Origin of the sequence: Corynebacterium sp., assembly GCF_030532715.1 — a bacterium.
Classification (GTDB): Bacteria; Actinomycetota; Actinomycetes; order Mycobacteriales; family Mycobacteriaceae; genus Corynebacterium.
Genome location: NZ_JAUNKO010000003.1, coordinates 229,280 through 250,879 on the forward strand (window position 1 = coordinate 229,280; position 21,600 = coordinate 250,879).

A 21,600-nucleotide genomic window follows, 5' to 3' on the forward strand; every position below is an offset into this window, starting at 1 on the left:
GCTACCCATGTACGTGACACACCAGCCCAACACCCGCCTGCGCGAATTGTCCCCGGAGCACGCGGAGGTGGTGCGCGCAACCTTGCCGGCGATTGGCGCGCACATCAACGAGATCACACCATTGTTCTATAAGAAGATGTTTGCCGCGCACCCCGAGCTCATTGCAGACACCTTCAACCGGGGCAACCAGCAGCAGGGGGAGCAGCAGAAGGCGCTCGCGGCGTCGATAGCCGTGTTTGCTTCGATGCTCGTGGACCCAGAGGCGCCGGACCCGGTGGAAATGCTGTCGCGCATCGGGCACAAACACGCGTCGCTGGGCATTACCCCAGAGCAATACCCCATCGTGCACGAACATCTATTCGCGGCCATTGTGGAGGTGCTGGGCAGCGCGGTCACGCCCGAGGTCGCCGCTGCGTGGGACGCCGTGTACTGGCTGATGGCAGACGTGCTCATCGAGTACGAAAAGGACTTGTACGAGTCCGCAGGAGTTGCGGCGGGTGACGTGTTCCGCAAGGCCAAGCTCGCGGCGCGGGAAGACCTCACCGACACTGTCACCGTGTATGAACTGGTGGGCGACGATTTGCCCGCAGGTTTGCCGGGGCAATACACCTCCGTCGGCGTGGTGCTTGACGACGGCGCGCGCCAGCTGCGGCAATACTCGCTGGTCAGTGCAGACAAAGGCACGTGGCGGATCGTGGTGCAGCGCGATGGGGAGGTGTCCAGCTTCCTGCGGGATCGGTTAAACCTTGGCGATGAAGTGGATGTCACCCTGCCCGCGGGCGAACTCGTGCTCGATGATGGGGATGCGCCCGTGGTGTTGATTTCTCAGGGCATTGGATCCACCCCCATGGTGGGCATGCTGTCGGCGGTATCGCCGGAGCGCCACGTTACCGTGCTGCACGCGGATGAATCCGAGGCGACACACGCGCAGCGTGCCCAGATGGAAGCGCTTGTGGCCAAGTTGCCAAACGCCACCTTCGAGGCGTTCTATCGTGCCGATGGGCGGCGCCTCGAGGTGGCGGGCAGGATCCCCGAGGGTGCGCAGGTTTACCTGTGCGGCGGGACCAACTTCCTACAAAATATCCGCGAACAGCTCAATTCCGAGAAGCCGGGGCAAGTGCACTACGAGCTGTTCTCCCCGAACGATTGGCTGGTTAGCTAGTCGATTCGCGCTTCGGGGGGCGCCCGCGGCGTGGGATATCGCCGGTGTGCTTCGGTAGCCGGCCGGCGCGCCGCAGGCTATCGCGCAGCATTGTTTCAATCTGCGCATTGACGCTTCGGAGATCCTCGGCCGCCCAGCGCGCGATTGCGTCGTAGACGGCAGGATCAATCCGAAGTGGAACATTCTTGCGGGCCATTGCCTTAGTTATACAGTGAGCCTGTATTGACCACGGGTTGGGTGTTGGTGTCGGAGCACAGCACAACCAGCAGGTTTGACACCATGGCCGCCCGGCGTTCGGGGTCAAGATCAACAATGTCGCGGCGTTCCAGTTGTTCGAGCGCTGTTTGTACCATCGACACCGCACCTTCCACGATGGTTTCTCGGGCATCCACGATTGCCGCGGCTTGCTGGCGTTGCAGCATAGCCTGGGCGATTTCCGGCGCGAACGACAGCGCGGAGATGCGAGCCTCGATAATTTCGCAGCCGGCGAGCGCGGCGCGGGCGGCAACTTCGTTGGCAAGCTCCGTGGATACCAAATCGGTGGATCCGGACAGGGAGGGGTTGGTGATCGCGTCAGAGGAATCATAGGGGTGAGTGGTGGCCACATGCCGTAGCGCTGATTCCGCCTGCGAGTAGATGAATTGGTTAACGTTTTCCACTGCAAACATCGCCTTCGCGGTGTCTGCGATCTGCCAGACGACGATCGCGCCGATGACTACTGGGTTGCCGTTGAGGTCGTTGACTTTGATGGCGCCAGTTTCGAAGTTGCGTACCCGCAGGCTCACGCGTCTGGTGGAGCATAGCGGTGGCACGAGGGAAAGACCCGTGCGGTGCGAGGTGCCCACATAGTTGCCGAAAAACTGTACGACTAGCGCGTGGCCGGGGTTCACAATTCGTACCATGCTGAGTACCAGGCTCAGGATGAGGAAGGTGACCACCGTGACAATAATCAGGCCAACGGAGGGCGTGCCGGTGGCGTTGGTTGCGGCGATGACCCCGAGCAGTGATAGCGCGGGCAGTAGGACGGCGACCACAATGGCGACGCCGGTAGTGGCAGCGCCGGCAGACCACACTGGTTTCTCGGAGAGGGCGACGGCAGCGCCGGTGTGGCCGACCGGATCGGGGGCGTTCGCAATGTCAATACTCTTGTTCATAGTTGGAACCTTTTCCTTGGGTCAAAAAATTCTGATATCAGATTACCGGAAAGTGATATCACTTTTCAAGGTTCGTACCTGTGGGACACAATCAGCTACCCTTAACAACCGTGAACGACGCGAACAATCCTTCTGCCACCAACGACATTCCGGAGCAGCTGCGGATCCGCCGCGATAAGCGTGCCCGACTGCTGGAAACCGGTGAGGCCTACCCCGTATCGGTGCCCCGCACCCACTCCCTTGCGCAATTACGCAAGCGCTACGTGGCCACGCCGGACGAGGGCGGTGTGGAGGAGCGGGACGGGGTCATCTACCTTGGAATCGGCGCGGAAACCCAAGACGTGGTTTCCGTCGCTGGGCGCGTCATGTTCGTGCGCAACACCGGCAAACTCTGTTTCGCAACGCTGCAAGACGGCGACGGCACCAAGCTCCAAGCGATGCTCTCCCTCGCGGAAGTCGGTGCCGACCGCCTCGCGGATTGGAAAGCCGACGTTGACCTTGGCGACTTCGTCTCTGTCACTGGGCGCGTGATCTCTTCCCGCCGCGGTGAGCTGTCCGTCATGGCCAGCGAATGGGTCATGGCTGCCAAGTCTCTCCGCCCGCTGCCGGTGGCGCACAAAGAAATGAGCGAGGATACGCGGGTGCGCCAACGCTACACGGACCTGATCATGCGCGAGCAGGCCCGCACCAACGCGATGACCCGTGTGAAGGTCATGCGCGCTCTGCGCCGCCACCTCGAAGGCGAAGGCTTTGTCGAGGTGGAAACTCCCATGCTGCAAACCCTGCACGGGGGCGCGGCCGCGCGTCCGTTTGAAACCCACTCAAACGCCTTGGACATCGACCTGTACCTACGTATCGCGCCCGAGCTTTACCTCAAGCGTTGCGTCGTCGGCGGAATCGACCGCGTGTTTGAAGTGAACCGCAACTTCCGCAACGAAGGTGTGGATTCCTCGCACAGCCCCGAGTTCGCAATGCTGGAAACCTACCAAGCGTGGGGCACGTATGACGATTGCGCGGATACCATCCAACGCCTCGTCCAAGCCATAGCCGAAGAAGTATTCGGCTCTACCGTGGTGACGCTCGCCGACGGCACCGAATACGACCTTGGCGGACAGTGGGCGACCATGGAAATGTACCCCTCCCTCAACGAGGCGCTGGCCCGCAAGTACCCCGGCCAACCCGAAGTTACCGTCGATTCCACCGTGGAAGAGCTCAAAGCGCTTGCCGACGTCGTGGGGCTCGCCGTTCCCGAAAAGGGTGGCTGGGGCCACGGCAAACTCGTGGAAGAACTCTGGGAGCATCTTTGCTCCGACCAATTGTACGGTCCGGTGTTCGTCCGTAACTTCCCGGTGGAAACCTCGCCACTGACTCGGCAGCACCGGAGCGAGCGCGGCGTCACCGAAAAATGGGACCTGTACGTGCGCGGATTCGAACTTGCAACCGGGTATTCGGAGCTCGTGGATCCGGTGGTGCAGCGGGAGCGCTTCGAAGATCAGGCCCGATTGGCCGCCGGTGGCGATGAGGAAGCCATGGTGCTGGACGAAGACTTCCTCGCAGCTATGGAACAGGGGATGCCGCCCACCGCCGGTACCGGCATGGGCATCGACCGCCTGCTGATGGCGCTCACCGGCCTAGGCATCCGGGAAACAGTGTTGTTCCCCATGGTGAAACCGGAGCCTAAGGCTTAGGGGACGAGGTAGCGGCCCGCATTGGGGAGAATTTCCGCCTCGATGGGCACGAGGGAAAAACGATCGCCATCCGCATAGCAGGGGATTTCGCCGTCCATTTCGATGCGGATGCGGGAGGTGCGCACGGTGCTGACGTGCGGGTCGTCGTGACGCTCCCCTTTGAAATAGGCGCCGAGCTTGGCGAGCGCCTCAAGTTTTTTCATGGCGTGAACGATCGTCACATCGAACAAGCCGTCGGTGGGGTCGGCGGTTGGGCAGATAGTCGCACCGCCGCCATAACTGCTGGTATTGCCTACCGCCACCAGCATCACGTCCAGCTCCCGCACTGCCTCCTCTTCCGCGATGGTGATGCGGCTGGGAATGTTGCGGAACCTGATGAGCTCGAGTAACGAGGCCACCGTGTAGCGGCTGCGCCCAGTAGGCCACTTCATCTTGTTGGTGCGTTCGTTTGCCAGCGAGTCAAACCCCTGGCAGGCGATGGTGCCGAAGATCACGCTGGTGTCTGGGTCGTCCCCGGCGGTCAATTTGCCCAGGTCGGTTACCTTCACATTGCCGCGAGCCACCACCTCGGCAGCCGCTGCGGGGTCTAACGGGATGCCATACATTCGGGCGTGGTCGTTGCCCGTCCCAGCGGGAATGATTCCCAGCGGCATTTCGTGGTGGGCCTGGTGTTGGAGGGCCAAGCCGATCAATCCGTCGCCGCCGCAGACCACGAGGGCGTCAACGTCACTATCCAGCGCCTTTCGGGCGAGCTCCGACGCTGCCTCCGCGCTGGCGCCGCTGATGCTGATGACGTCAATGCCAAGTGCATGGAAACGCTGCCGAGCGGCCTCGGCCGCGCGCATCGCGGTTCCTTTCCCAGCGGTGGGGTTGGTGAGCAGTGCGATGCGGTGCAGCATAAGGGGTCAGGCCTTTCAGTAGAAACTAGCTAGCAGCCTCCGGGATGAGTTTGCCGGGATTGAGAATACCTTCAGGGTCAAGGGTGTTTTTCAGCGCCTTCAGCAGGTCTGTGCCCAACGGGGAGATCTCGGACTGCATATAAGCGAGGTGATCTGTGCCAACAGCGTGATGGTGGGTAATCGTCCCGCCGTGGGCAACAATCGCTTCACAGGCGGCTCGTTTCGCATCCGCCCACTGTTGATGCGGTTGTTGAGACTGGTTCGCCACCACGGTGAAATACAGGGAACATCCAGTCTGGTACACGTGGCTAATGTGGCACATCACCACCGCCATCGTCCCAGATTTGGTGAGGGAGGTCGCCAGCGCCCGGCTCACCGCTAGTTTCAGGTTTGCCACGTTGTTCCAGTCGGTGGCGGTTTCGAGGGTCTCGCAAAGGATGTCTGCGTCGAGCAGGGCGTCGCGCACAACGGGCGCGCTGAATCGACCCTGCTCCCAGGCACGTGCCGGCCCGTCGCCGAGTGAGGTGCCGCCTGCGGCGAGCATCGCCGCCCGAGTTTCAGCGTGCCGGGAGGCAGCGTGTTCGGCGGTGCCCTCGCACAAGGTGATGCAGAGGCAACCGCCGCTTGCGGCAGCGCCGCCGGAGCCGCCGATCTTGTTTCCGGAGCTTAGGTTGAGGCTGGATTCGATTTCGTCGGAAAGCCGGATCACCGTCGCCCCGGTTTGTTGCTGGGTGGCTTGCCGTACCGCTGCCGAGCCTGCCGCAAAGTTTGGGAAGCGGAACGCCTCGTAGCGTTTGGATTCGGGTATGGGGTGGACGCGGCACCGTACCTTGGTGATCACGCCGAGTGTCCCCTCGGAGCCCAGGAATACGTCTTTAAAGTCTGGTCCTGCGGCGGAGGCGGGCGCATTGCCGCCGACTTCGAGGATTCCGGTGGGAGTGACCACGGTCAGGGCGCGGACCATTTCGTCGAAGCGCCCATAGCCGGCCGAGCTTTGCCCGGAGGACCGCGTGGCGGCGTAGCCGCCGATGGTGCCGTAGGGGAAGGACTGCGGGAAGTGCCCGAGCTGTAGGTTGTGCTCGGCTAACGCCATTTCCGCCTGCGGGCCGAACATGCCGGCGCCGAGGGTGGCCAGCCCGGAGACTGGATCGACGTCCTCCAGCTGGTTGAAGCGCGCCACATCCAGGCTGATCACCGCCCGATGTTTGCCGCGCACGGGGGTGAGGCCACCCACCACGCTGGTGCCACCGCCGAATGGCACTACGGCAATGCCCTCTTGGGTGCAGTATTGCAGGATGCTCAATACCTCCGCTTCGGTAGCCGGGGCGACGACGGCATCCGGGGCGTCGATAGGCGCGCCGGAGCGCCAGTCCAGCAGGTCCGGGTAAGACTTCCCCCGGGCGCGCGGCAGTCGGTGCTCTTTGGCGGTGGACACAAAGTTCGGTCCCACGATGGCGGTGAATTCGGCCACGTCAGCGGGGGTTACCTGGCATGGGGAGAGTTTGATGTCTGCGGGGGAGACGTCGTGAGGTTCGCTGGGATCGGTTGCAAACACGGTGCGCAGCAGGCGCCGAATTCCCGGGTTTAAGGGTTTAGCTTCGTCGGGCGTACCCCAACGATAAAACGTCATCGGCGGAACTGGCAGCTGTGCACTCATGTTCGGAAGTTTACACTATTTTAAATAGTGTAACGGCCTAGTCCATGCCGGTAGCAGAACGTCTATTCGAACAAACCTGCCAGCTCAACGTAGTTTTCGTTAGAAAAGCATGGTCGGTGCTTCCGCGCTCAGCCTGCATTTCCGCAAAGCTATGCGCAGATATGTTCGGTAGTTTGGTGGGGGTACACTGAGTGGTGTACGCATAAAATTTCGTAATCGTGAAGGATGGTCTCCCGCCATGGCAACCACCGACCCGCGAGCAGTAAATCCGCAAGCTTCCGCGTTGCATGCCGAACGCCGCGCCGCCGATATACAGGCGCTCAAGGACGGCGCGCATGTTGATGTGCTCGTGGTTGGCGGCGGGATTACCGGCGCCGGAATCGCCCTCGATGCGGTCACGCGTGGGCTGTCTACGGTGCTGGTGGAGCGGTGCGACCTGGCATTTGGTACCTCGCGTTTTTCCTCCAAACTGATTCATGGCGGGTTGCGCTACCTGGCGAAGTTGGAGTTCGGTATCGCCCGGGATTCCGCGGTGGAACGCGGTTGGCTGCTGGAAACGATTGCTCCGCACTTGGTGCGGCCGCTGGCGCAGGTCACTGCGCTGGGCAGCGATACGAACCTGGTGCAAAAGCTGGCCACGCGCGTGGGCTTCCTAGCCGGGGATGTGCTGCGCATGCTGGCGGGCACGTCCACGGCGGTGTTGCCGCGTTCCAGATACGCTTCGCCTGCGGAAACGTTGCGGCTGTGCCCTGCGGTGAAGCGGGAAGGGTTGCGCGGCGCCTGGGTGAATTACGACGGTTCCATGATCGACGATGCTCGTTTGGTTACCGCCGTGGCTCGCACTGCGGCGCGTGAGGGGGCCCGGGTGATTACGCGCTGCTCGGCGGGGCACCTGTCCGGCACCTCCGCCACGTTGACCGACGAGCTCACTGGGGAGCAATTCCAGGTGCATGCCGCCGCCGTGGTGAACGCGACCGGGGTGTGGGCGGGCACTGTGGACCCTGACATCGCTATCCGCCCGTCCCGTGGCACCCATCTGGTGTTTCCGTCGGCGTTGTTCGGCAACCCTACGGGCGCGTTGACCTTCCCGCTGCCAGGGTCGCTGTCCCGGTTTTTGTTTATCCTTCCGGAGCAATTGGGCCGCTGCTACCTCGGCCTTACCGATTCAGACACCCCCGGCGAGATTCCGGATGTGCCCGAAACCCCCGAGGAGGACATTGAGTTTCTGCTCGCCGGTGCGCGCGAGGTGCTGAATATTCCTCTGCGCCGAGAGGACGTGGCGGGCGCGTTCACCGGCCTCCGCCCGCTTATCGACGCCCCCGGCGGCACCACCGCTGACCTCTCCCGCCGGCACGCCATAATCACCGCAGACAATGGGGTAGTCTCCGTCGTTGGGGGCAAATTCACGGAGTATCGGCTGATGGCGGAGCAGACGCTTGATACTGTAATCACAGCCAGTGGCCTCGCCGCTGGGCCCTGCGTGACGCGTACGTTCCCGCTGGTGGGCGCGCCTGCGCACCGTGACAGCCTCGACGTGTCCGCCGCGGCGCTTGCGGACTTGCCGGAATCCCTAGTGGCGCGTTTCGGCTACGAGGCGCCCCGGGTGGTGGCGGAGGCAACGGTAGCTGACCCGCTCGGCCTGGTTGCCGGCATGGATATCACCCGAGCCGAAATTGAATACGCCATCACGCACGAAGGAGCACTCACCGTGGACGACATCCTCGACCGCCGCACCCGCATCGGCCTCGTGCCCGCGGATAGGCAACGCGCGCTCCCCGAGGTGGAAGCCCTATTCCAGCAGGTCTGCGGACCGAAACCCTAAAAGGAACCCCAACGCCATGCAGCCCATCCGAAACCTGTGCAACCGAGTGTTCACCTTCGCGCAGATTAACCACCCCGTCCTCACCGCCCGCGTGATCAGTACGTCGCTGAAACTCGCGGCCAAAGCGAAGCGCAGACAAGGCGGACAGGCCAGCACTGGGGCGCCGAGAAGCGTCGCGTCCGTTCGGCCAGAGCGTACGAGCGGTATTCGGGCGGCGAACTGGGCTGCGGGAGTCCCCGAATAGCCGTGCCAGGCGTGCTACCGTAAACCGTATGAAACTTGCAGAAGCGTTGGTGGCCAGGGCCGATGCGCAACGCCGACTTGGCCAGCTCCAAGACCGGCTGCGGAAAGCCGCACTCGTGCAGGAAGGCACGGATCCCAGCGAAGACCCCCAGGAACTGCTCCGGGAATCCGAGCGAGTGATTGAGAGTTTGGAGAAGCTCATTCGGCGTATCAACGCCACAAACTCCGCCACCGCCTTCGACGAGCACTGGACGCTCACCGACGCTATCGCCGCTCGGGAAAGCGCCCAGCGTAGAGTGCACCTTTACTCGCAGCTCGCCCAGGATGCGACTCCGGAGACCCGCTACCGCGCTAGCGAGCTGCGCAGCATCCCAACTATCGACGTCCGCGATATCCGCGCCCGCGCCGACGCTGCGGCGAAGCAACACCGTGAGCTGGACACCAAGATCCAGCAGCTGAACTGGTCGGTGGATCTGCTGTAATCTGGCGCATAAGCAATGAGTTGGTAGCTTCCGACCACCCCGGCGAGTACACCTTTTTTGCGACATTGGACGCTTACGTGCAAGTGCTGGGCCGCTTGCCATTGTGGATAAACCCACATACCGTGCACGCCCACACACCGTACATGAGCACCATGCACCGCACGACAATGCACTACCACGTACTGAGGGGCCGGAAGCGAGGGCTGGGTTAGGGGACTCATACACGTGGGCTCGGCGGTAGCCGGGCGCGGGTTGCCGTTGGCTGCTGAGCGCCAAAAATGGGGGATGCGCTCGGGTTTTGCGGACAATGTTGGTACCTAAAATCGGTTGTTAGATAGATTGCAATCAAACGCGGATAAAGGGCGTGAATTTTGGGCTATCGGTTTGGCGGGTTTGTCATTCGTGGGGGAAGTGTGGGGGTAGCACGCAGCACGATGACAATTCTCATACAGTGCGCGTAGGGTGCGTAGTCTGTATCCGAATCTATGTATGGGAACGCGTCGAATTGTCTCTGCGTTGGGCAATTCCATGTGCGAAAACTAGTTGAAAATAATCAATTTCACCTGGGGTGTTATGCTGATGACTTATAGTTCAAAGTTTTTCGCGCGCTGTTAGATTGCGCCGATCAGATAGGTTTTTCTTTTTGATGTGTCTGCGAGGCGATCGGGCAATGCGCGCCTAAATGAGATGGGTTTATATGCGAATATGGGATTGGGCTTCAGTTTTTAAGCGCCTAAAACTCACACGTGGTTTGATGGTCTTATGGATATAGAATCTGCGATATTGGATGCGGGGCGAGTTTGCATCCTGCGTGATGGAATTCAACGCACCACAATGGCGGGTGTGGCACGAGAAGCTGGTGTGAGCCGCCCGACGTTATATCGCCGATACGCCGATGTCAACGAGCTGCTCGGTGACCTGCTTACCCGCGAACTCGTATCTGTGCTGGATTTTGCGTATCCGCTGCCCGAAACCCTCGATGAGTTGATTAACGTGGTGCTGGATTGCACAGAAGCCGTCCGCACCAACGAACTCCTCCAGGCGATCGTGCAAAGTGATCCCGAGTTGCTGAGTAAGTATTTTGTGCAGCGTTTCGGCCGCACCCAGCAACGTCTGATGCGTTTCCTTGCCGCGCTTTTCCGCAACTTGGAGGGCGAAATTAGACCCGGTGATCCGGACAAAATGGCCGCCGTTGTATTGACCGCTACGCAGATTCTTTCGCTGAGCGGTAATGCGCTCCTGCAGATTGACCCCGACCCAAACGTGTGGCGTGCGGAACTCGAGGTCATGATTCGTGGTTACTTGGTGCCATTATCCGAAAGCCGCCTGGAACTTTTCGAAGGGACCTTGGCGGACGAAAGCCCGGCCGACGGACGTATCGTTACGAGTGTCCCCGAGCCGGGCTCTGTCGCTGAACACGGCGTGGATGCATAGCAGGTGGTTTAAGCTTCGCCGCGGTGCGCGATGAGCTCCTTTTCCGCTTTCCCGATGTAGATCAAAATCCACAGCACGAGCGCGGTAAACACCAGGAATGTGATAAAGGTGATGTTCCACCCGGCGTAGTGCACGAGGTAGCCCACTCCGGTGGATGCGAGGGTGGCGCCCAGCAGGTAACCGAACAGGCCGGTAAACCCAGCGGCGGTGCCCGCGATGTCCCGCGGCGACAAGTCCAGCGCTTGCAGCCCGATGAGCGCTACGGGGCCGTAAATGAATCCGCCGATCAGGGCCACCAGTAGTGCCATCACCCAGAAGGGCGTGCCCAGCGGGGCCAACCAATACGCCGCGATGGAGATGCCCGCCGCGAGTACAAACAGCGCGATGGTAACACTGCGGTTGCTGTGGAAGATTTTGTCCGACGCCCAGCCCGCCAGGATTGTACCCACGATGCCGGCTAGCTCGAAGGCGGCGAAGCTCACCAGCCCGCTGGTAATGCTCATGTGGTGTACCTCCGAAAGATAGGTGGTCACCCAGTTGAGCACACCGTAGCGCAGCGCGTAGATAAACACATTTGCCAAGGCCAACAGCACAATCACCCGGCTTTTCAGGATGTGATTAAACACCAGGTCTTTTGTGGAGAGTTTTTCACCCTCGGCCTTGTCCACTTCCACTTTGGCGGGGTCGTCGCGGTACTCGTCGATCGGCGGCAAGCCTACCGCTGGCGGATTGTCGCGGATCAACAGGAAGGCAACGAGGGCGATAAGGAGCGCCACCAATGCTGGTAGCCAGTACGCCGAGCGCCAGTCGTCGTGCGTCAAATGTAAGCCCCAGCCCACCAGCAGCGGCAACCCCATGCCGCCGACATTATGGGACGTGTTCCATAACGAGCCCTTCCAGCCGCGTTCGCTGGTGGAAAACCATTGCACAATGATGCGCCCGCATGGCGGCCACCCCATGCCTTGGACCCAGCCGTTGATAAACATGATGGTGGCAAACAATCCCACGCTGGCGGAAATCCACGGGGTGAACGCCACGACGAGGTTGGCCACCGCCGACAGTGCCAAGCCGAGGGGGAGGAAGTAGCGAGCGTTAGAGCGGTCCGATACCATCGCCATGAAAAACTTGGACAGCCCATAGCTGATGAGCACCGCATTGCTGATAATGCCCACGGCGGGTTTATCAATCGCCCCGTCTTCGTTTAGTAGCAACGGCGCGATCGCCGAAATATTGTTGCGGATGAGGTAGAACCCGGCGTAGCCGAGGAAAATGCCCATAAACACCTGGAAGCGCAGCCGCGGGTAGCGGGCGTGCACTTCGGCGTCGGGTCTACGTGGTGCGGGTGGTGGTGACTGCAACCACGACGGAAGGGTGAGGGAGCTCATGATGTACTCCTAGATAGAAACCGAAACAACCTATAAGTGACGCGCAATATAATTATATGTTATAACCGGTGGTTGTGCGGGGTTTCCGGCGCAGGGATGCGTCGCGTGAGCGTTGCGGCGGGGCTGACGTTGATGTTGGTTGCGGGGGTTTCGCGGTGTGCGTATCGCCCGTGTTCGCTATCGGCGTACACCGCCCTGACCAGCAAAAAGATTGAATTTTGTCACGCTGGCGGGCAAATCGGGGCATGAACGTTTGGTCATCCACGTTAGAGTGGGTGCGACTGAAGAATATTTAGGGAGAGACATGTTCGAGAGGTTCACTGATCGCGCCCGGCGCGTTATCGTTTTGGCCCAAGAAGAAGCTCAGATGCTGAACCACAATTACATCGGCACGGAGCATATCTTGCTGGGCCTCATCCAGGAAGGTGAGGGCGTAGCTGCCAAAGCATTAGAGTCGATGGGCATTTCTCTTGATGCGGTGCGTCAAGAAGTGGAGGAGATTATCGGCCACGGCACCACGCCGCACCAAGGGCACATCCCCTTTACCCCACGCGCGAAGAAGGTGCTGGAGCTTTCGCTGCGGGAGGGCCTGCAAATGGGCCACAAGTACATTGGCACCGAGTTTTTGCTGCTCGGCTTGATCCGTGAAGGCGAAGGCGTGGCCGCCCAGGTGTTGGTGAAGCTTGGCGCCGATTTGCCGCGCGTGCGCCAGCAGGTTATTCAGCTGCTGTCCGGTTACGATAACAACGCCGAAACGCGACGTGACGACGCCGTGGGCGCGGGCTCTACCCCCGGCGGCCGCGCCCAATCCGGGGCAGGGGAGCGTAGCAATTCCCTCGTGTTAGATCAGTTCGGCCGCAACCTGACCCAGGCGGCCAAGGAGGGCAAACTCGACCCCGTGGTGGGCCGCGAGAAGGAAATCGAGCGCCTTATGCAGGTGCTGTCTCGCCGCACTAAGAACAATCCGGTGCTTATCGGCGAACCCGGCGTGGGTAAAACCGCCGTTGTGGAGGGCTTAGCGTTAGACATTGTCAACGGCAAAGTTCCGGAAACGCTGCGCGACAAGCAGGTGTATTCCCTGGACTTGGGCTCCCTGGTGGCGGGCTCCCGCTACCGCGGTGATTTCGAGGAACGCCTGAAGAAGGTGCTCAAGGAGATCAACCAACGCGGCGACATCATCCTGTTTATCGACGAAATTCACACCCTCGTCGGCGCCGGTGCCGCGGAGGGCGCTATTGACGCGGCGTCGTTACTCAAGCCGAAGCTCGCGCGCGGTGAACTGCAAACCATCGGCGCCACCACCCTTGATGAATACCGCAAGCACATCGAAAAGGATGCCGCCCTGGAGCGCCGCTTCCAACCCGTGCAGGTGCCTGAGCCAAGCGTGGAAATGACTATCGATATCCTCAAAGGCTTGCGCGACCGCTACGAAGCACACCACCGTGTTTCGATTACCGACGGCGCGCTAGCCGCCGCCGCGCACCTGTCCGACCGCTATATCAACGACCGCTTCTTGCCGGACAAAGCCGTCGACCTTATCGACGAAGCTGGTGCCCGCATGCGCATCAAGCGGATGACTGCGCCTGCCGGGCTGCGCGAAATCGACGAGCGCATTGCCAAGGTGCGCCGTGAAAAAGAAGCCGCCATTGACGGCCAAGACTTTGAAAAGGCCGCCGGGTTGCGCGACAAAGAACGCATCCTCGGCGAAGAACGCGCCGCCAAGGAAAAGCAATGGCGCGAAGGCGACCTCGAGGAAATCGCCGAGGTGGGCGAGGAGCAGATCGCCGAGGTACTGGGCAACTGGACTGGCATCCCCGTGTTTAAGCTCACGGAGGAAGAATCCACGCGCCTGCTGCGCATGGAAGAGGAGCTGCACAAGCGCATCATCGGCCAAGACGATGCGGTGAAGGCTGTTTCTCGTGCCATTCGCCGCACCCGCGCCGGGTTGAAAGACCCGCGGCGGCCCTCGGGTTCCTTTATCTTCGCCGGGCCATCCGGTGTGGGTAAAACCGAACTCTCCAAGGCATTGGCCGAATTTCTGTTCGGCGAGGACGATGCGCTCATCCAGATCGACATGGGCGAATACCACGACCGGTTTACCGCCTCTCGCCTGTTTGGTGCGCCCCCTGGGTATGTTGGCTACGAAGAGGGCGGGCAACTTACCGAAAAAGTTCGCCGTAAGCCTTTCTCCGTGGTGCTGTTCGACGAGATCGAAAAAGCACACAAGGAGATCTACAACACCCTGTTGCAGGTGCTCGAAGACGGCCGGCTTACCGACGGCCAGGGGCGCGTCGTGGACTTTAAAAACACCGTGCTCATCTTCACCTCCAACTTGGGTACCCAAGATATCTCCAAGGCGGTGGGCATGGGCTTTAGCGCCGTCGGCGAATCCGATGCGGACGGCCAGTACGAGCGGATGAAAGACAAGGTCAACGACGAGCTGAAGAAGCACTTCCGCCCCGAGTTCTTGAACCGCATCGACGATATCGTGGTGTTCCACCAGCTCACCCGCGAGCAAATTGTCCAGATGGTGGATCTGCTCATTGGGCGCGTGGCTAAGGCCCTCGAGGCCAAGGACATGGCCTTGGAGCTCACCGACGCTGCCAAGAACCTTCTGGCCAAGCGCGGTTTCGATCCGGTGTTGGGCGCCCGCCCGCTGCGTCGCACGATCCAACGCGAGATCGAGGACGTGCTTTCCGAGAAAATCTTGTTCGGTGAACTGGGCGCCGGTGAGATCATCACCGTCGACGTTGTCGACGATGCGTTCACCTTCACCCCCAAGCCGAAGCCGTTGCCAGCGGATGCTTTTGACACGCTTGCGGTCGAAGCTGCGGAGCTCACCGCGGACTCCTAACGAGCAACTACATGCACATCCGATGTAGCTGGTTTCCTCAGCTACGTCGGATGTTTTGTTGTTAGACTCGGGGCATGGCAATCCAGGTTCGGGCGATTCTTCCCGAAGATCGCGAGTGGCTGCGGCAGTATCTGCTCAAACGCTGGGGTTCGGAGATCACCTACACGCGCGGTGTCGAGCATAATGTGGCGGTAACACCAGGTTTGCTTGCGGTGTGTAACGGAGACGTCGTGGGCGTCCTCACCTATATCGAACATGGAGACGATTGCGAGATTTTGTGTTTGAATGCCTTGCGCGAAGGCAAGGGCGTGGGCAGCCTCCTGGTAGAAACCTTCCTGAAAGATCGCATACCGGGCGAACGCATCACCGTGAGCGTGTACAACGATAATCTCGCCGCCCTCGGCTTCCTCCAGCATTTAGGTTTTAGGCTGGTGAGCTTGTTGCCCGGAAGCGTGGACGAAGCCCGCCGCAAAAACCCGGCCATTCCGTTGGTGGGCGCACGCGGCATTATCATTCACGACGAGATTGTGTTGGCTCAACGCCTGTAACCGCACCGGCTATACTGCAAACGCAAGCCCCACACACATGTACAAGGAGCTGAAGCTGCATGGGAATTACGTTCCGCAAACGCAAAAAAATAGGCAAGAACAGCTGGATCAATATCTCGGGCTCAGGGGCGTCCGCCTCAACCAAAGTCGGGCCCGTGACGGTAAACAGTCGCGGCGGGCTCTGGGTCAACCTTCCCGGCGGACTTACCTACCGCGGCCGTTGGCGCTAGCTCGGAGGGCTACGCTTCAGATCGGGGTGCCCGTTCGGCGGCCCATGCGATCAGGTCGCCGATTTCGGCTTTTGCTAATGGTGTGAGGGCCTTATTGTCTGCTAGCATTTGTTCCCCGCGCAGGCGGATAAATCGAGCGTAGTCTGGGTCGCCCGTGGTGGTGTACCCGGTTTTGGCGGCGCGCATTTCCGCGAGGTCGCGGGTGACTTGCCGGGTGAGTATCCAGCGTCCCCACATGGCAATTATTGCGCAAACGAGTGCGACGACGGCTGCGATTGGGAACCACAGATATAACACGCCAGCCAGCACCATCAGGCCCGTGACAAGTTTGCCTACGGAGTAGACGTAGTCTTGACGCTGCTTGGACAGGGTTTGTTGGCCGACGGCGATAAAGGTTTCTTTGAAGCTGGGGGCGGGTTGCTTGTCGGTGCTCATTGCGCGAGAACCTTCCGAATGTAGTCGGCGGCGGAGTTCGCCACGATGTCCGTTGCGGCTTGCACTTCGGCCGGCGAGTGGGGGAACGACACCGAGTGGTCTGCCCAGGCGTGCATGTCGAGGTCGTTCCAGGAATCCCCGAGCGAGTATGTTTCAAACTCGTTACCATGTTCGCCGCCGATGTGCGAGACGAGCCATTCGATGCCACTGCGTTTGGTGCACCCAGGCGGCACAATATCCAGGAAATTTTGGTTGCGGTGGCAGTCCACCAGCGCGCCGTAGCGCGTGATTACCCACTGCTGTATCTTGGCGATGGTTGCTTCCGTGTCCGCGCCGGCGTCGACCCACAGCGGGATGCCTACGAACTGGTGCTTCGCGACGTCGCTAAGCGCCAGCGGTTCGAAGTGCTGAACGATATCGGTTGTCGACGCCGCGGGAAGCGTACTCGCCAGCCGAAGGTCCGGCGTATCCAACGTGGTGGCGAACACCCCCACACCGGGCACATCGGCGAGCGCCCGCACCACGTCCAACACCACGTCCGAGGGCAACGTCGCGCTGTTCAATATGGTGTAGTTGGCGTCAGTGATGACGGCACCGGTGTATAGCACGTAGAAATCAAACGCTATACCGCTTGGCTGCAAGGCTCGCTGTGTTGCCGCAATCGATTTCCCCGTTGCGCACACTGCGAGGTAGCCCGCCCCGCGCCAGCATTCCATTGCGGCAACAACCTCGGGGGCAATTCGGCGCTGAAAAATCAGTGTTCCGTCGAGGTCGCTCACCAACAGTTTCCGGGGCGGGGCGGGCAACAACATGTGTACATGCCTTTCTACTACAACAACAGCGACTGGTGCAGGGGGGTGCGGGCAGCCACGCCGGAAAAGCTACGCCGGGGCGGGCGCGAGGATGCCGGCCCAATAGCCGAAAATGCCGATGGCAAACATGCCGAAGATAATCCAAATGGCGTTGACTTTCCGGCGCAGGAGCCACATGCATAGGAACGTCAACAGCAGCGCCGCCAGCCCCGGCAGGAGGGTGTCCAAAATGTCTTGCACTGTGGTCACAATTTCCGTGCCGGTTTGGTCTTCGTAGCGGGAAATCTCCAGCGGAATGTAAATGGATGTCCACTTGGATACCAGCGAACCCATCACAAACAGACCCATAATGGACGCCATTTGCGTCAGTTTCCGCAAGGTATTGCCGCCGACTTCGGAGACAACCTCAACACCCTTCTGGTATCCCAATTTGAAGCCGTACCAGCGCGTGGCCATCCGGAATATGGTGAGGACCGCGAAGAAAAGGATCGGGCCGAGGATATTGCCGTTGGTAGCCAACGAGGCGCCAAGCGCGGCCAGCACTGGGCGGGCGGTACCCCAAAACAGCGGGTCGCCGACACCGGCCAGCGGACCCATCAGGCCAACCTTTACGTTGGTGATGTCCGCATCGGAAATGTCTTCACCCGCGGCCTTCTGGCGCTCCATGGCCGCCGTCACACCGAAAATGGAGGAGGCGATCCACGGGTGGGTGTTAAAAAACTCCAGGTGGCGCTTGAGCGCCGCAGCTTGGTCTTCCTTTTTGGAGTAGAAGCGTCGAATGGCGGGCATGAGGGAAACGCACACGCCAATAGCCTGCATACGCTCGAAGTTAAACGACCCGAGCATAAACGAAGAGCGAATATACGTGGAAATGTAATCGCGTCGCGTTAATTCCGGTGGGCCGCCCGGTTGTTCAACCACAACGGCATCCGGTGTTGTTGGTGTAGTCATGATCGTTGTGTCCTTTCCGTCGCTCACTCAAGCTCGTTGTCGTAGTTTGGGCCGGTGGTAGCCATAGCCCGCGCAGGCGGCTTGATGCTGTCGTGGAACAGGGGATTGAGCTGCACGTACACCACGGCCAAGCAGGCGCCGATGATACCGAGACCAACCAGGTTTAAATCTGGGATAAACGCGGCCAACACGAATCCAAGGAAGAAGAACGGCATGAGGGCGCGAGCCTTCATCATGTTGATCACCATTGCGTAACCGACAACCACGATGAAGCCACCGGCCACCTGCAGGCCTACCGAAACAACCTCAGGGATTGCGCTCAGCCACCGCTCCACAGTGTCCGTACCGGCGACCGCTGCGACGGCGGCGGTGGGGATAGCCACGCGCAGACCCTGCAGAAACAGCGCCGTGAAGTGCATGATTTCGATGCCGCGGAAGTTAGCGTTTTCCGCGAATTTGTCCGCCTGATGCTGGAAAAAGACTGCAATGGTCCGTACGAAGATTGTCAGTACCTGGCCAGCTGCGGCAAGCGGGACCGCGATAGCAATACCGGTGTTTACATCCTGCCCACCAGCAATAACGACGACCGCCGCTACCGAAGACGCCAGCGCCGCATCCGGCGCCATAGCAGCACCGACATTCATCCAGCCAAGGGCAATCAGCTCCAGCATGCCGCCCAGGATGATGCCGGTTTTCAGGTCCCCCATCACTAAGCCCATGAGGGTACATGCCACCAGCGGTCGGTGAAACTGGCGTTCGTCCAACACGGACGCCATGCCCGCGACAAGCGCCACGAGCACAACAAGAACAAATGAAATGGCGCTCATCCCAGCAATCCTTTCTCCTTGAGCTTGCCCATCATTTCTGTGCGAGAACTTGTGGGAACCTGCTGCAATATCATCGGCACTCCGCGAGCATGGATTCCCTTATAGGCTTCAATATGTTCCTCATTGACGGAAACTGCCTCCGTGATGAGCGTCATGCCCGGCTTAAAGGTCACCCCACCCACATTCACCTCGTCGACTTGGATTCCCTCCTCCAACAGCTTGAGCGCATCCATCGGGCTCTCCACCACAATCATGGTGCGCATCCCCTTGTACTCTGGGTTGAAGTACACCCGAACCGTTTTCGCAAGGTCCAGCACATTGGTCCGCGCCGAAGCCGGCCCAACCTGCAACAACAACGATTTGCGTAGGGGGTCGTTGGCCGCGGCGTCGCAAGACGCGATGAGCGTTTTCGGTGCCACGTGGTTCACCCACGACCCCGCAACCTGGCCGTGAATCAGCCGCGAATCAATCCGCAACAACGCCACATTCATGGTGGCCTCGGGGTCGCGGGGAAAATTCGGGTCAACCTCAACCGGCGCAGCCTCAGCTGGCGAAGCCTCAGCTGGCGCCGGGTCTTTCGCATCACTCGGCGCAGCCCGCTTCGGCTTACCAACCTTGAATGAACGTACGCCAGTAGTTCCGGCCTTCAACGCCTTATTCACTAGTTTGTTCACCGTGACATTTGGGCGCCGAGCGGCGGTAAACACCTCGACCAACATGGGGATGCTCACACCGGAAACAACGTCCGCGTTATCCCGTTCCGCCACAAAACGAGCGCCCGCGTTATATGGGCTACCGCCGAATAGGTCCACGAGGAAAAGGAGATCATCGGATGAATTCCCTACGATATTCTCGTAGGCTTCGAGGAGGTCTTCGGGCCCCTGTCCGGGAACAAAAGTAACCGCATGGATATTGTCTACCTCGCCAACAATCATCGTGGCTGAGTCAATCAATGCTGGGGCTGATTCCCCATGTGCAGCAACTATTATACAGACCATATGTTCCTCCGTATCATGGGTAAACAATGAGGTTATCGGCGTTGTCTCGGTCTTTTCCTATTGAAATCTCATGCTATCTCCCAGGCTGATAACGAGGCAGTCATATATCGCAAATTGTAACGGTAATCATATTGAATTGTAGATATTTGGAAGTCCACACTGCATGATTTCATTTGGCCGCAAAATTGGTCTGATCACCCCCGGAATCTCTTTAGGAAGTGTGCAAATAAACTTGACTTGCCGCGATATCGGAATAAAACGCCAACGCTGCTACCCCCGTCATGTTGTTTTTCCAACAACTCGTAGCGGTGGCAGTGTTGAAATGCACGTGCGTATCCCCCTGCGACACCGAAGAACATTCCCGCATCGAAGTCCGCAGGGGGTGCCCCAAGCAGCCCCCGTCGAAGCGGTCGAGATCCTGCCGCCCTTCAGGCGCTAGCTACGTTGCTTGGTTTCGTCCAACTGCTGCTCAGGCGACGGGCAACCGGAACTTGCCGGGGACATGTTCCTCGGCGAGCCCGTCGACCAGCAGGGAATACAAAGCGCGGTCCCGTTGGGGCGCATCCGGCCACAAAATATCAATGCTGGCGCGCGTCACCTCCGAATTATCACGCAGGTGAGCCATAATAATGCCCCGCACCTGACGGTCCGTGCCTGCGAATTTTTGCGTGCGGCGGTGCGGCGCCTCGGCGGGCATTGGGCAACCAGCCAGCTGCCAAGCACACGTTTCTTTGATAGGGCATTCGTCGCACTTTGGCTCTGGCGTGCAAACCAGCGCGCCCAACTCCATCAAGGCAACCGAAAATTCGGGCGCATTCTCGGCGGGCAGCAAGTCCGCCACCGCGCGCAAATCCGCAGCCCGAGGATTGCCCTGATGAAACTCACCCTGGACATATCGTCGTAGTACGCGCCGCACGTTTGTGTCTACGACGGGAACACGGCGTCGATAGGCAAAGGCAGCGACGGCGCGTGCGGTGTAGTCGCCGATCCCCGGCAATTCCAGCAAGTCCGCCACCGTATTCGGAACCTCGCCGTCGTGGTGCTTCACAATCGCGCGGGCGCAATCCAGCAGGCGGAGCGCACGGCGCGGGTAGCCAAGATTGCCCCACGTCCGCAACACCTCATCGGGGCTGGCCTGCGAAAACGCCAGAGGAGTCGGCCAACGCGACAACCACGCTTCCCACAACGGTTCCACGCGCGACACCTGAGTTTGCTGGCTCATCACTTCGCTGAGCAGCACACCCCACGGGGAGGTGCCGCGCCGCCACACGATATCGCGGGCGTGACGCTGATACCAGGAGAGGAGGTCATCAATCACGAGCAGTAGTGTACCCCCGACAATTGCCCCCAAGCGCGGTTACGGGTGCAAAATATCAATATGGCTCCCAACGAAATGAACCGCGGCAAAACTCCTCACAGTGTGTGGCAGCAATTGCAAGCCGGAAACGAGCGCTTTATGCACTTTCGGGAGGAACGCCCCAACCAAGACGTCAGCCGCAGGCATGAACTCCAGCAAGGGCAAAACCCCATCGCCGCCGTGCTTGCGTGTTCGGATTCCCGCGTGCCAGTAGAAATGATCTTCGATCAAGGGCTGGGGGATGTGTTTGTGATTCGTACGGCGGGGGAAATCATCGACCTCGCGGTGCTGGGCAGCCTCGAATACGCGGTGGAATCACTCGGGGTGCCGCTGGTGGTAGTCATGGGGCACGAATCCTGCGGCGCCGTGGCGGCGACCCAGGCGGCGTTGGACGGGCAAGGCATCCCGGACGGCTTTCAGCGGGTGCTGATTGAAAAGGTCAGCCCATCCATTCTGGAGGCACGGGCGGCAGGCGACACCACCACTGCACAATTCGAGGTGAGGCACGTTGCTGAGACAGTGGATCAGATTATGAGCCGATCACCTGAGATTAAGGCAAAAATTTCCCGTGGAACCTGTGGCATTGTTGGGGTTCGCTACAGACTTTCTGATGGCTACGCCGAGCCTGTCGTAACTGTAGGCGTGGACTCACTAGAATAACA

21 protein-coding genes are annotated in these 21,600 nt (G+C 60.2%); 10 read left to right on the plus strand and 11 right to left on the minus strand.

Translation table 11 applies throughout. From position 1 onward, the window contains the following. Positions 1–7 precede the first annotated feature (7 nt). Positions 8–1,162 (plus strand): globin domain-containing protein, encoded by a 1,155-nt coding sequence (locus tag Q4D83_RS06285; protein ID WP_303173954.1) that lies wholly within the window; start codon positions 8–10, stop codon positions 1,160–1,162. On the opposite strand, the gene Q4D83_RS06290 is transcribed toward Q4D83_RS06285, so the two are convergent. Together Q4D83_RS06290 and Q4D83_RS06295 are read right to left on the minus strand one after the other, a co-directional pair. Continuing rightward, complete coding sequence (locus tag Q4D83_RS06290) at positions 1,155–1,358, minus strand: hypothetical protein (protein ID WP_303173956.1); 204 nt, start codon at positions 1,356–1,358, stop codon at positions 1,155–1,157. The genes Q4D83_RS06285 and Q4D83_RS06290 overlap by 8 nt on opposite strands. A 4-nt stretch (positions 1,359–1,362) precedes the next feature. Next, on the minus strand, positions 1,363–2,316 hold the full coding sequence (locus Q4D83_RS06295; protein ID WP_303173958.1) for an SPFH domain-containing protein: 954 nt from the start codon (positions 2,314–2,316) through the stop codon (positions 1,363–1,365). 110 nt (positions 2,317–2,426) lie between these two features. Between Q4D83_RS06295 and lysS the strand changes: the two genes are divergently transcribed. Continuing rightward, entirely contained in the window at positions 2,427–4,004 is a 1,578-nt protein-coding gene (gene lysS / locus Q4D83_RS06300) for a lysine--tRNA ligase (RefSeq protein ID WP_303173961.1), read from the plus strand. Here lysS and Q4D83_RS06305 read toward each other — a convergent pair. Then, positions 4,001–4,903: a diacylglycerol kinase gene (locus Q4D83_RS06305; RefSeq protein ID WP_303173962.1), complete on the minus strand. Its 903-nt coding sequence runs from the start codon at positions 4,901–4,903 to the stop codon at positions 4,001–4,003. The genes lysS and Q4D83_RS06305 overlap by 4 nt on opposite strands. 25 nt (positions 4,904–4,928) lie before the next feature. Further along, positions 4,929–6,560 carry an FAD-binding oxidoreductase gene (locus tag Q4D83_RS06310; RefSeq protein WP_303173963.1) on the minus strand — a complete coding sequence of 544 codons (1,632 nt, stop codon included), beginning with the start codon at positions 6,558–6,560 and terminating at the stop codon, positions 4,929–4,931. Positions 6,561–6,798: 238 nt separating this feature from the next. On the opposite strand from Q4D83_RS06310, the gene Q4D83_RS06315 reads away from it, so the two are divergent. The 4 genes from Q4D83_RS06315 (at position 6,799) to Q4D83_RS06330 (ending at position 10,541) form a co-directional block, all read left to right on the plus strand. After that, positions 6,799–8,382: a glycerol-3-phosphate dehydrogenase/oxidase gene (locus tag Q4D83_RS06315; RefSeq protein WP_303173965.1), complete on the plus strand. Its 1,584-nt coding sequence runs from the start codon at positions 6,799–6,801 to the stop codon at positions 8,380–8,382. A gap of 16 nt (positions 8,383–8,398) precedes the next feature. After that, positions 8,399–8,626, plus strand: coding sequence for a hypothetical protein (locus Q4D83_RS06320; protein ID WP_303173967.1), 228 nt, complete (start codon positions 8,399–8,401; stop codon positions 8,624–8,626). A gap of 28 nt (positions 8,627–8,654) precedes the next feature. Beyond that, entirely contained in the window at positions 8,655–9,107 is a 453-nt protein-coding gene (locus tag Q4D83_RS06325) for a DIP1984 family protein (protein ID WP_303173969.1), read from the plus strand. Between the two features lie 762 nt (positions 9,108–9,869). Beyond that, positions 9,870–10,541: a TetR/AcrR family transcriptional regulator gene (locus tag Q4D83_RS06330; RefSeq protein ID WP_303173970.1), complete on the plus strand. Its 672-nt coding sequence runs from the start codon at positions 9,870–9,872 to the stop codon at positions 10,539–10,541. Between the two features lie 8 nt (positions 10,542–10,549). Here Q4D83_RS06330 and Q4D83_RS06335 read toward each other — a convergent pair whose 3' ends face one another. After that, the gene (locus Q4D83_RS06335) at positions 10,550–11,926 is read right to left on the minus strand and encodes an MFS transporter (protein WP_303173972.1); all 1,377 of its coding nucleotides are present in this window, start codon (positions 11,924–11,926) and stop codon (positions 10,550–10,552) included. A gap of 304 nt (positions 11,927–12,230) precedes the next feature. Between Q4D83_RS06335 and Q4D83_RS06340 the strand changes: the two genes are divergently transcribed. The 3 genes from Q4D83_RS06340 (at position 12,231) to Q4D83_RS06350 (ending at position 15,558) form a co-directional block, all read left to right on the plus strand. Further along, positions 12,231–14,780 (plus strand): ATP-dependent Clp protease ATP-binding subunit, encoded by a 2,550-nt coding sequence (locus tag Q4D83_RS06340; RefSeq protein WP_303173974.1) that lies wholly within the window; start codon positions 12,231–12,233, stop codon positions 14,778–14,780. Between the two features lie 74 nt (positions 14,781–14,854). Further along, the gene (locus Q4D83_RS06345) at positions 14,855–15,328 is read left to right on the plus strand and encodes a GNAT family N-acetyltransferase (protein WP_303173975.1); all 474 of its coding nucleotides are present in this window, start codon (positions 14,855–14,857) and stop codon (positions 15,326–15,328) included. 59 nt (positions 15,329–15,387) lie between these two features. Continuing rightward, positions 15,388–15,558 (plus strand): DUF4236 domain-containing protein, encoded by a 171-nt coding sequence (locus tag Q4D83_RS06350; RefSeq protein WP_303173976.1) that lies wholly within the window; start codon positions 15,388–15,390, stop codon positions 15,556–15,558. A 9-nt stretch (positions 15,559–15,567) separates the two neighbouring features. Here Q4D83_RS06350 and Q4D83_RS06355 read toward each other — a convergent pair whose 3' ends face one another. The 6 genes from Q4D83_RS06355 to Q4D83_RS06380 all read right to left on the minus strand — a co-directional run bounded on the left by Q4D83_RS06355 (position 15,568) and on the right by Q4D83_RS06380 (position 20,899). Next, positions 15,568–15,993, minus strand: coding sequence for a hypothetical protein (locus Q4D83_RS06355; protein WP_303173977.1), 426 nt, complete (start codon positions 15,991–15,993; stop codon positions 15,568–15,570). Next, the gene (locus Q4D83_RS06360) at positions 15,990–16,805 is read right to left on the minus strand and encodes an HAD family hydrolase (protein ID WP_303173978.1); all 816 of its coding nucleotides are present in this window, start codon (positions 16,803–16,805) and stop codon (positions 15,990–15,992) included. Before Q4D83_RS06360 ends, Q4D83_RS06355 begins: the two co-directional genes overlap by 4 nt. A 69-nt stretch (positions 16,806–16,874) precedes the next feature. Beyond that, positions 16,875–17,756, minus strand: coding sequence for a PTS system mannose/fructose/sorbose family transporter subunit IID (locus Q4D83_RS06365; RefSeq protein ID WP_303173980.1), 882 nt, complete (start codon positions 17,754–17,756; stop codon positions 16,875–16,877). A 23-nt stretch (positions 17,757–17,779) separates the two neighbouring features. Next, positions 17,780–18,583, minus strand: a complete 804-nt coding sequence (locus Q4D83_RS06370; RefSeq protein WP_303173981.1) for a PTS mannose/fructose/sorbose transporter subunit IIC — start codon at positions 18,581–18,583, stop codon at positions 17,780–17,782. After that, positions 18,580–19,581: a mannose/fructose/sorbose PTS transporter subunit IIA gene (locus Q4D83_RS06375; RefSeq protein WP_303173983.1), complete on the minus strand. Its 1,002-nt coding sequence runs from the start codon at positions 19,579–19,581 to the stop codon at positions 18,580–18,582. Before Q4D83_RS06375 ends, Q4D83_RS06370 begins: the two co-directional genes overlap by 4 nt. Positions 19,582–20,050: 469 nt before the next feature. After that, positions 20,051–20,899 carry an A/G-specific adenine glycosylase gene (locus tag Q4D83_RS06380; RefSeq protein WP_303173985.1) on the minus strand — a complete coding sequence of 283 codons (849 nt, stop codon included), beginning with the start codon at positions 20,897–20,899 and terminating at the stop codon, positions 20,051–20,053. A 60-nt stretch (positions 20,900–20,959) separates the two neighbouring features. Between Q4D83_RS06380 and Q4D83_RS06385 the strand changes: the two genes are divergently transcribed. Beyond that, on the plus strand, positions 20,960–21,598 hold the full coding sequence (locus Q4D83_RS06385; protein WP_303173987.1) for a carbonic anhydrase: 639 nt from the start codon (positions 20,960–20,962) through the stop codon (positions 21,596–21,598). The last annotated feature ends 2 nt before the right edge of the window (positions 21,599–21,600 follow it).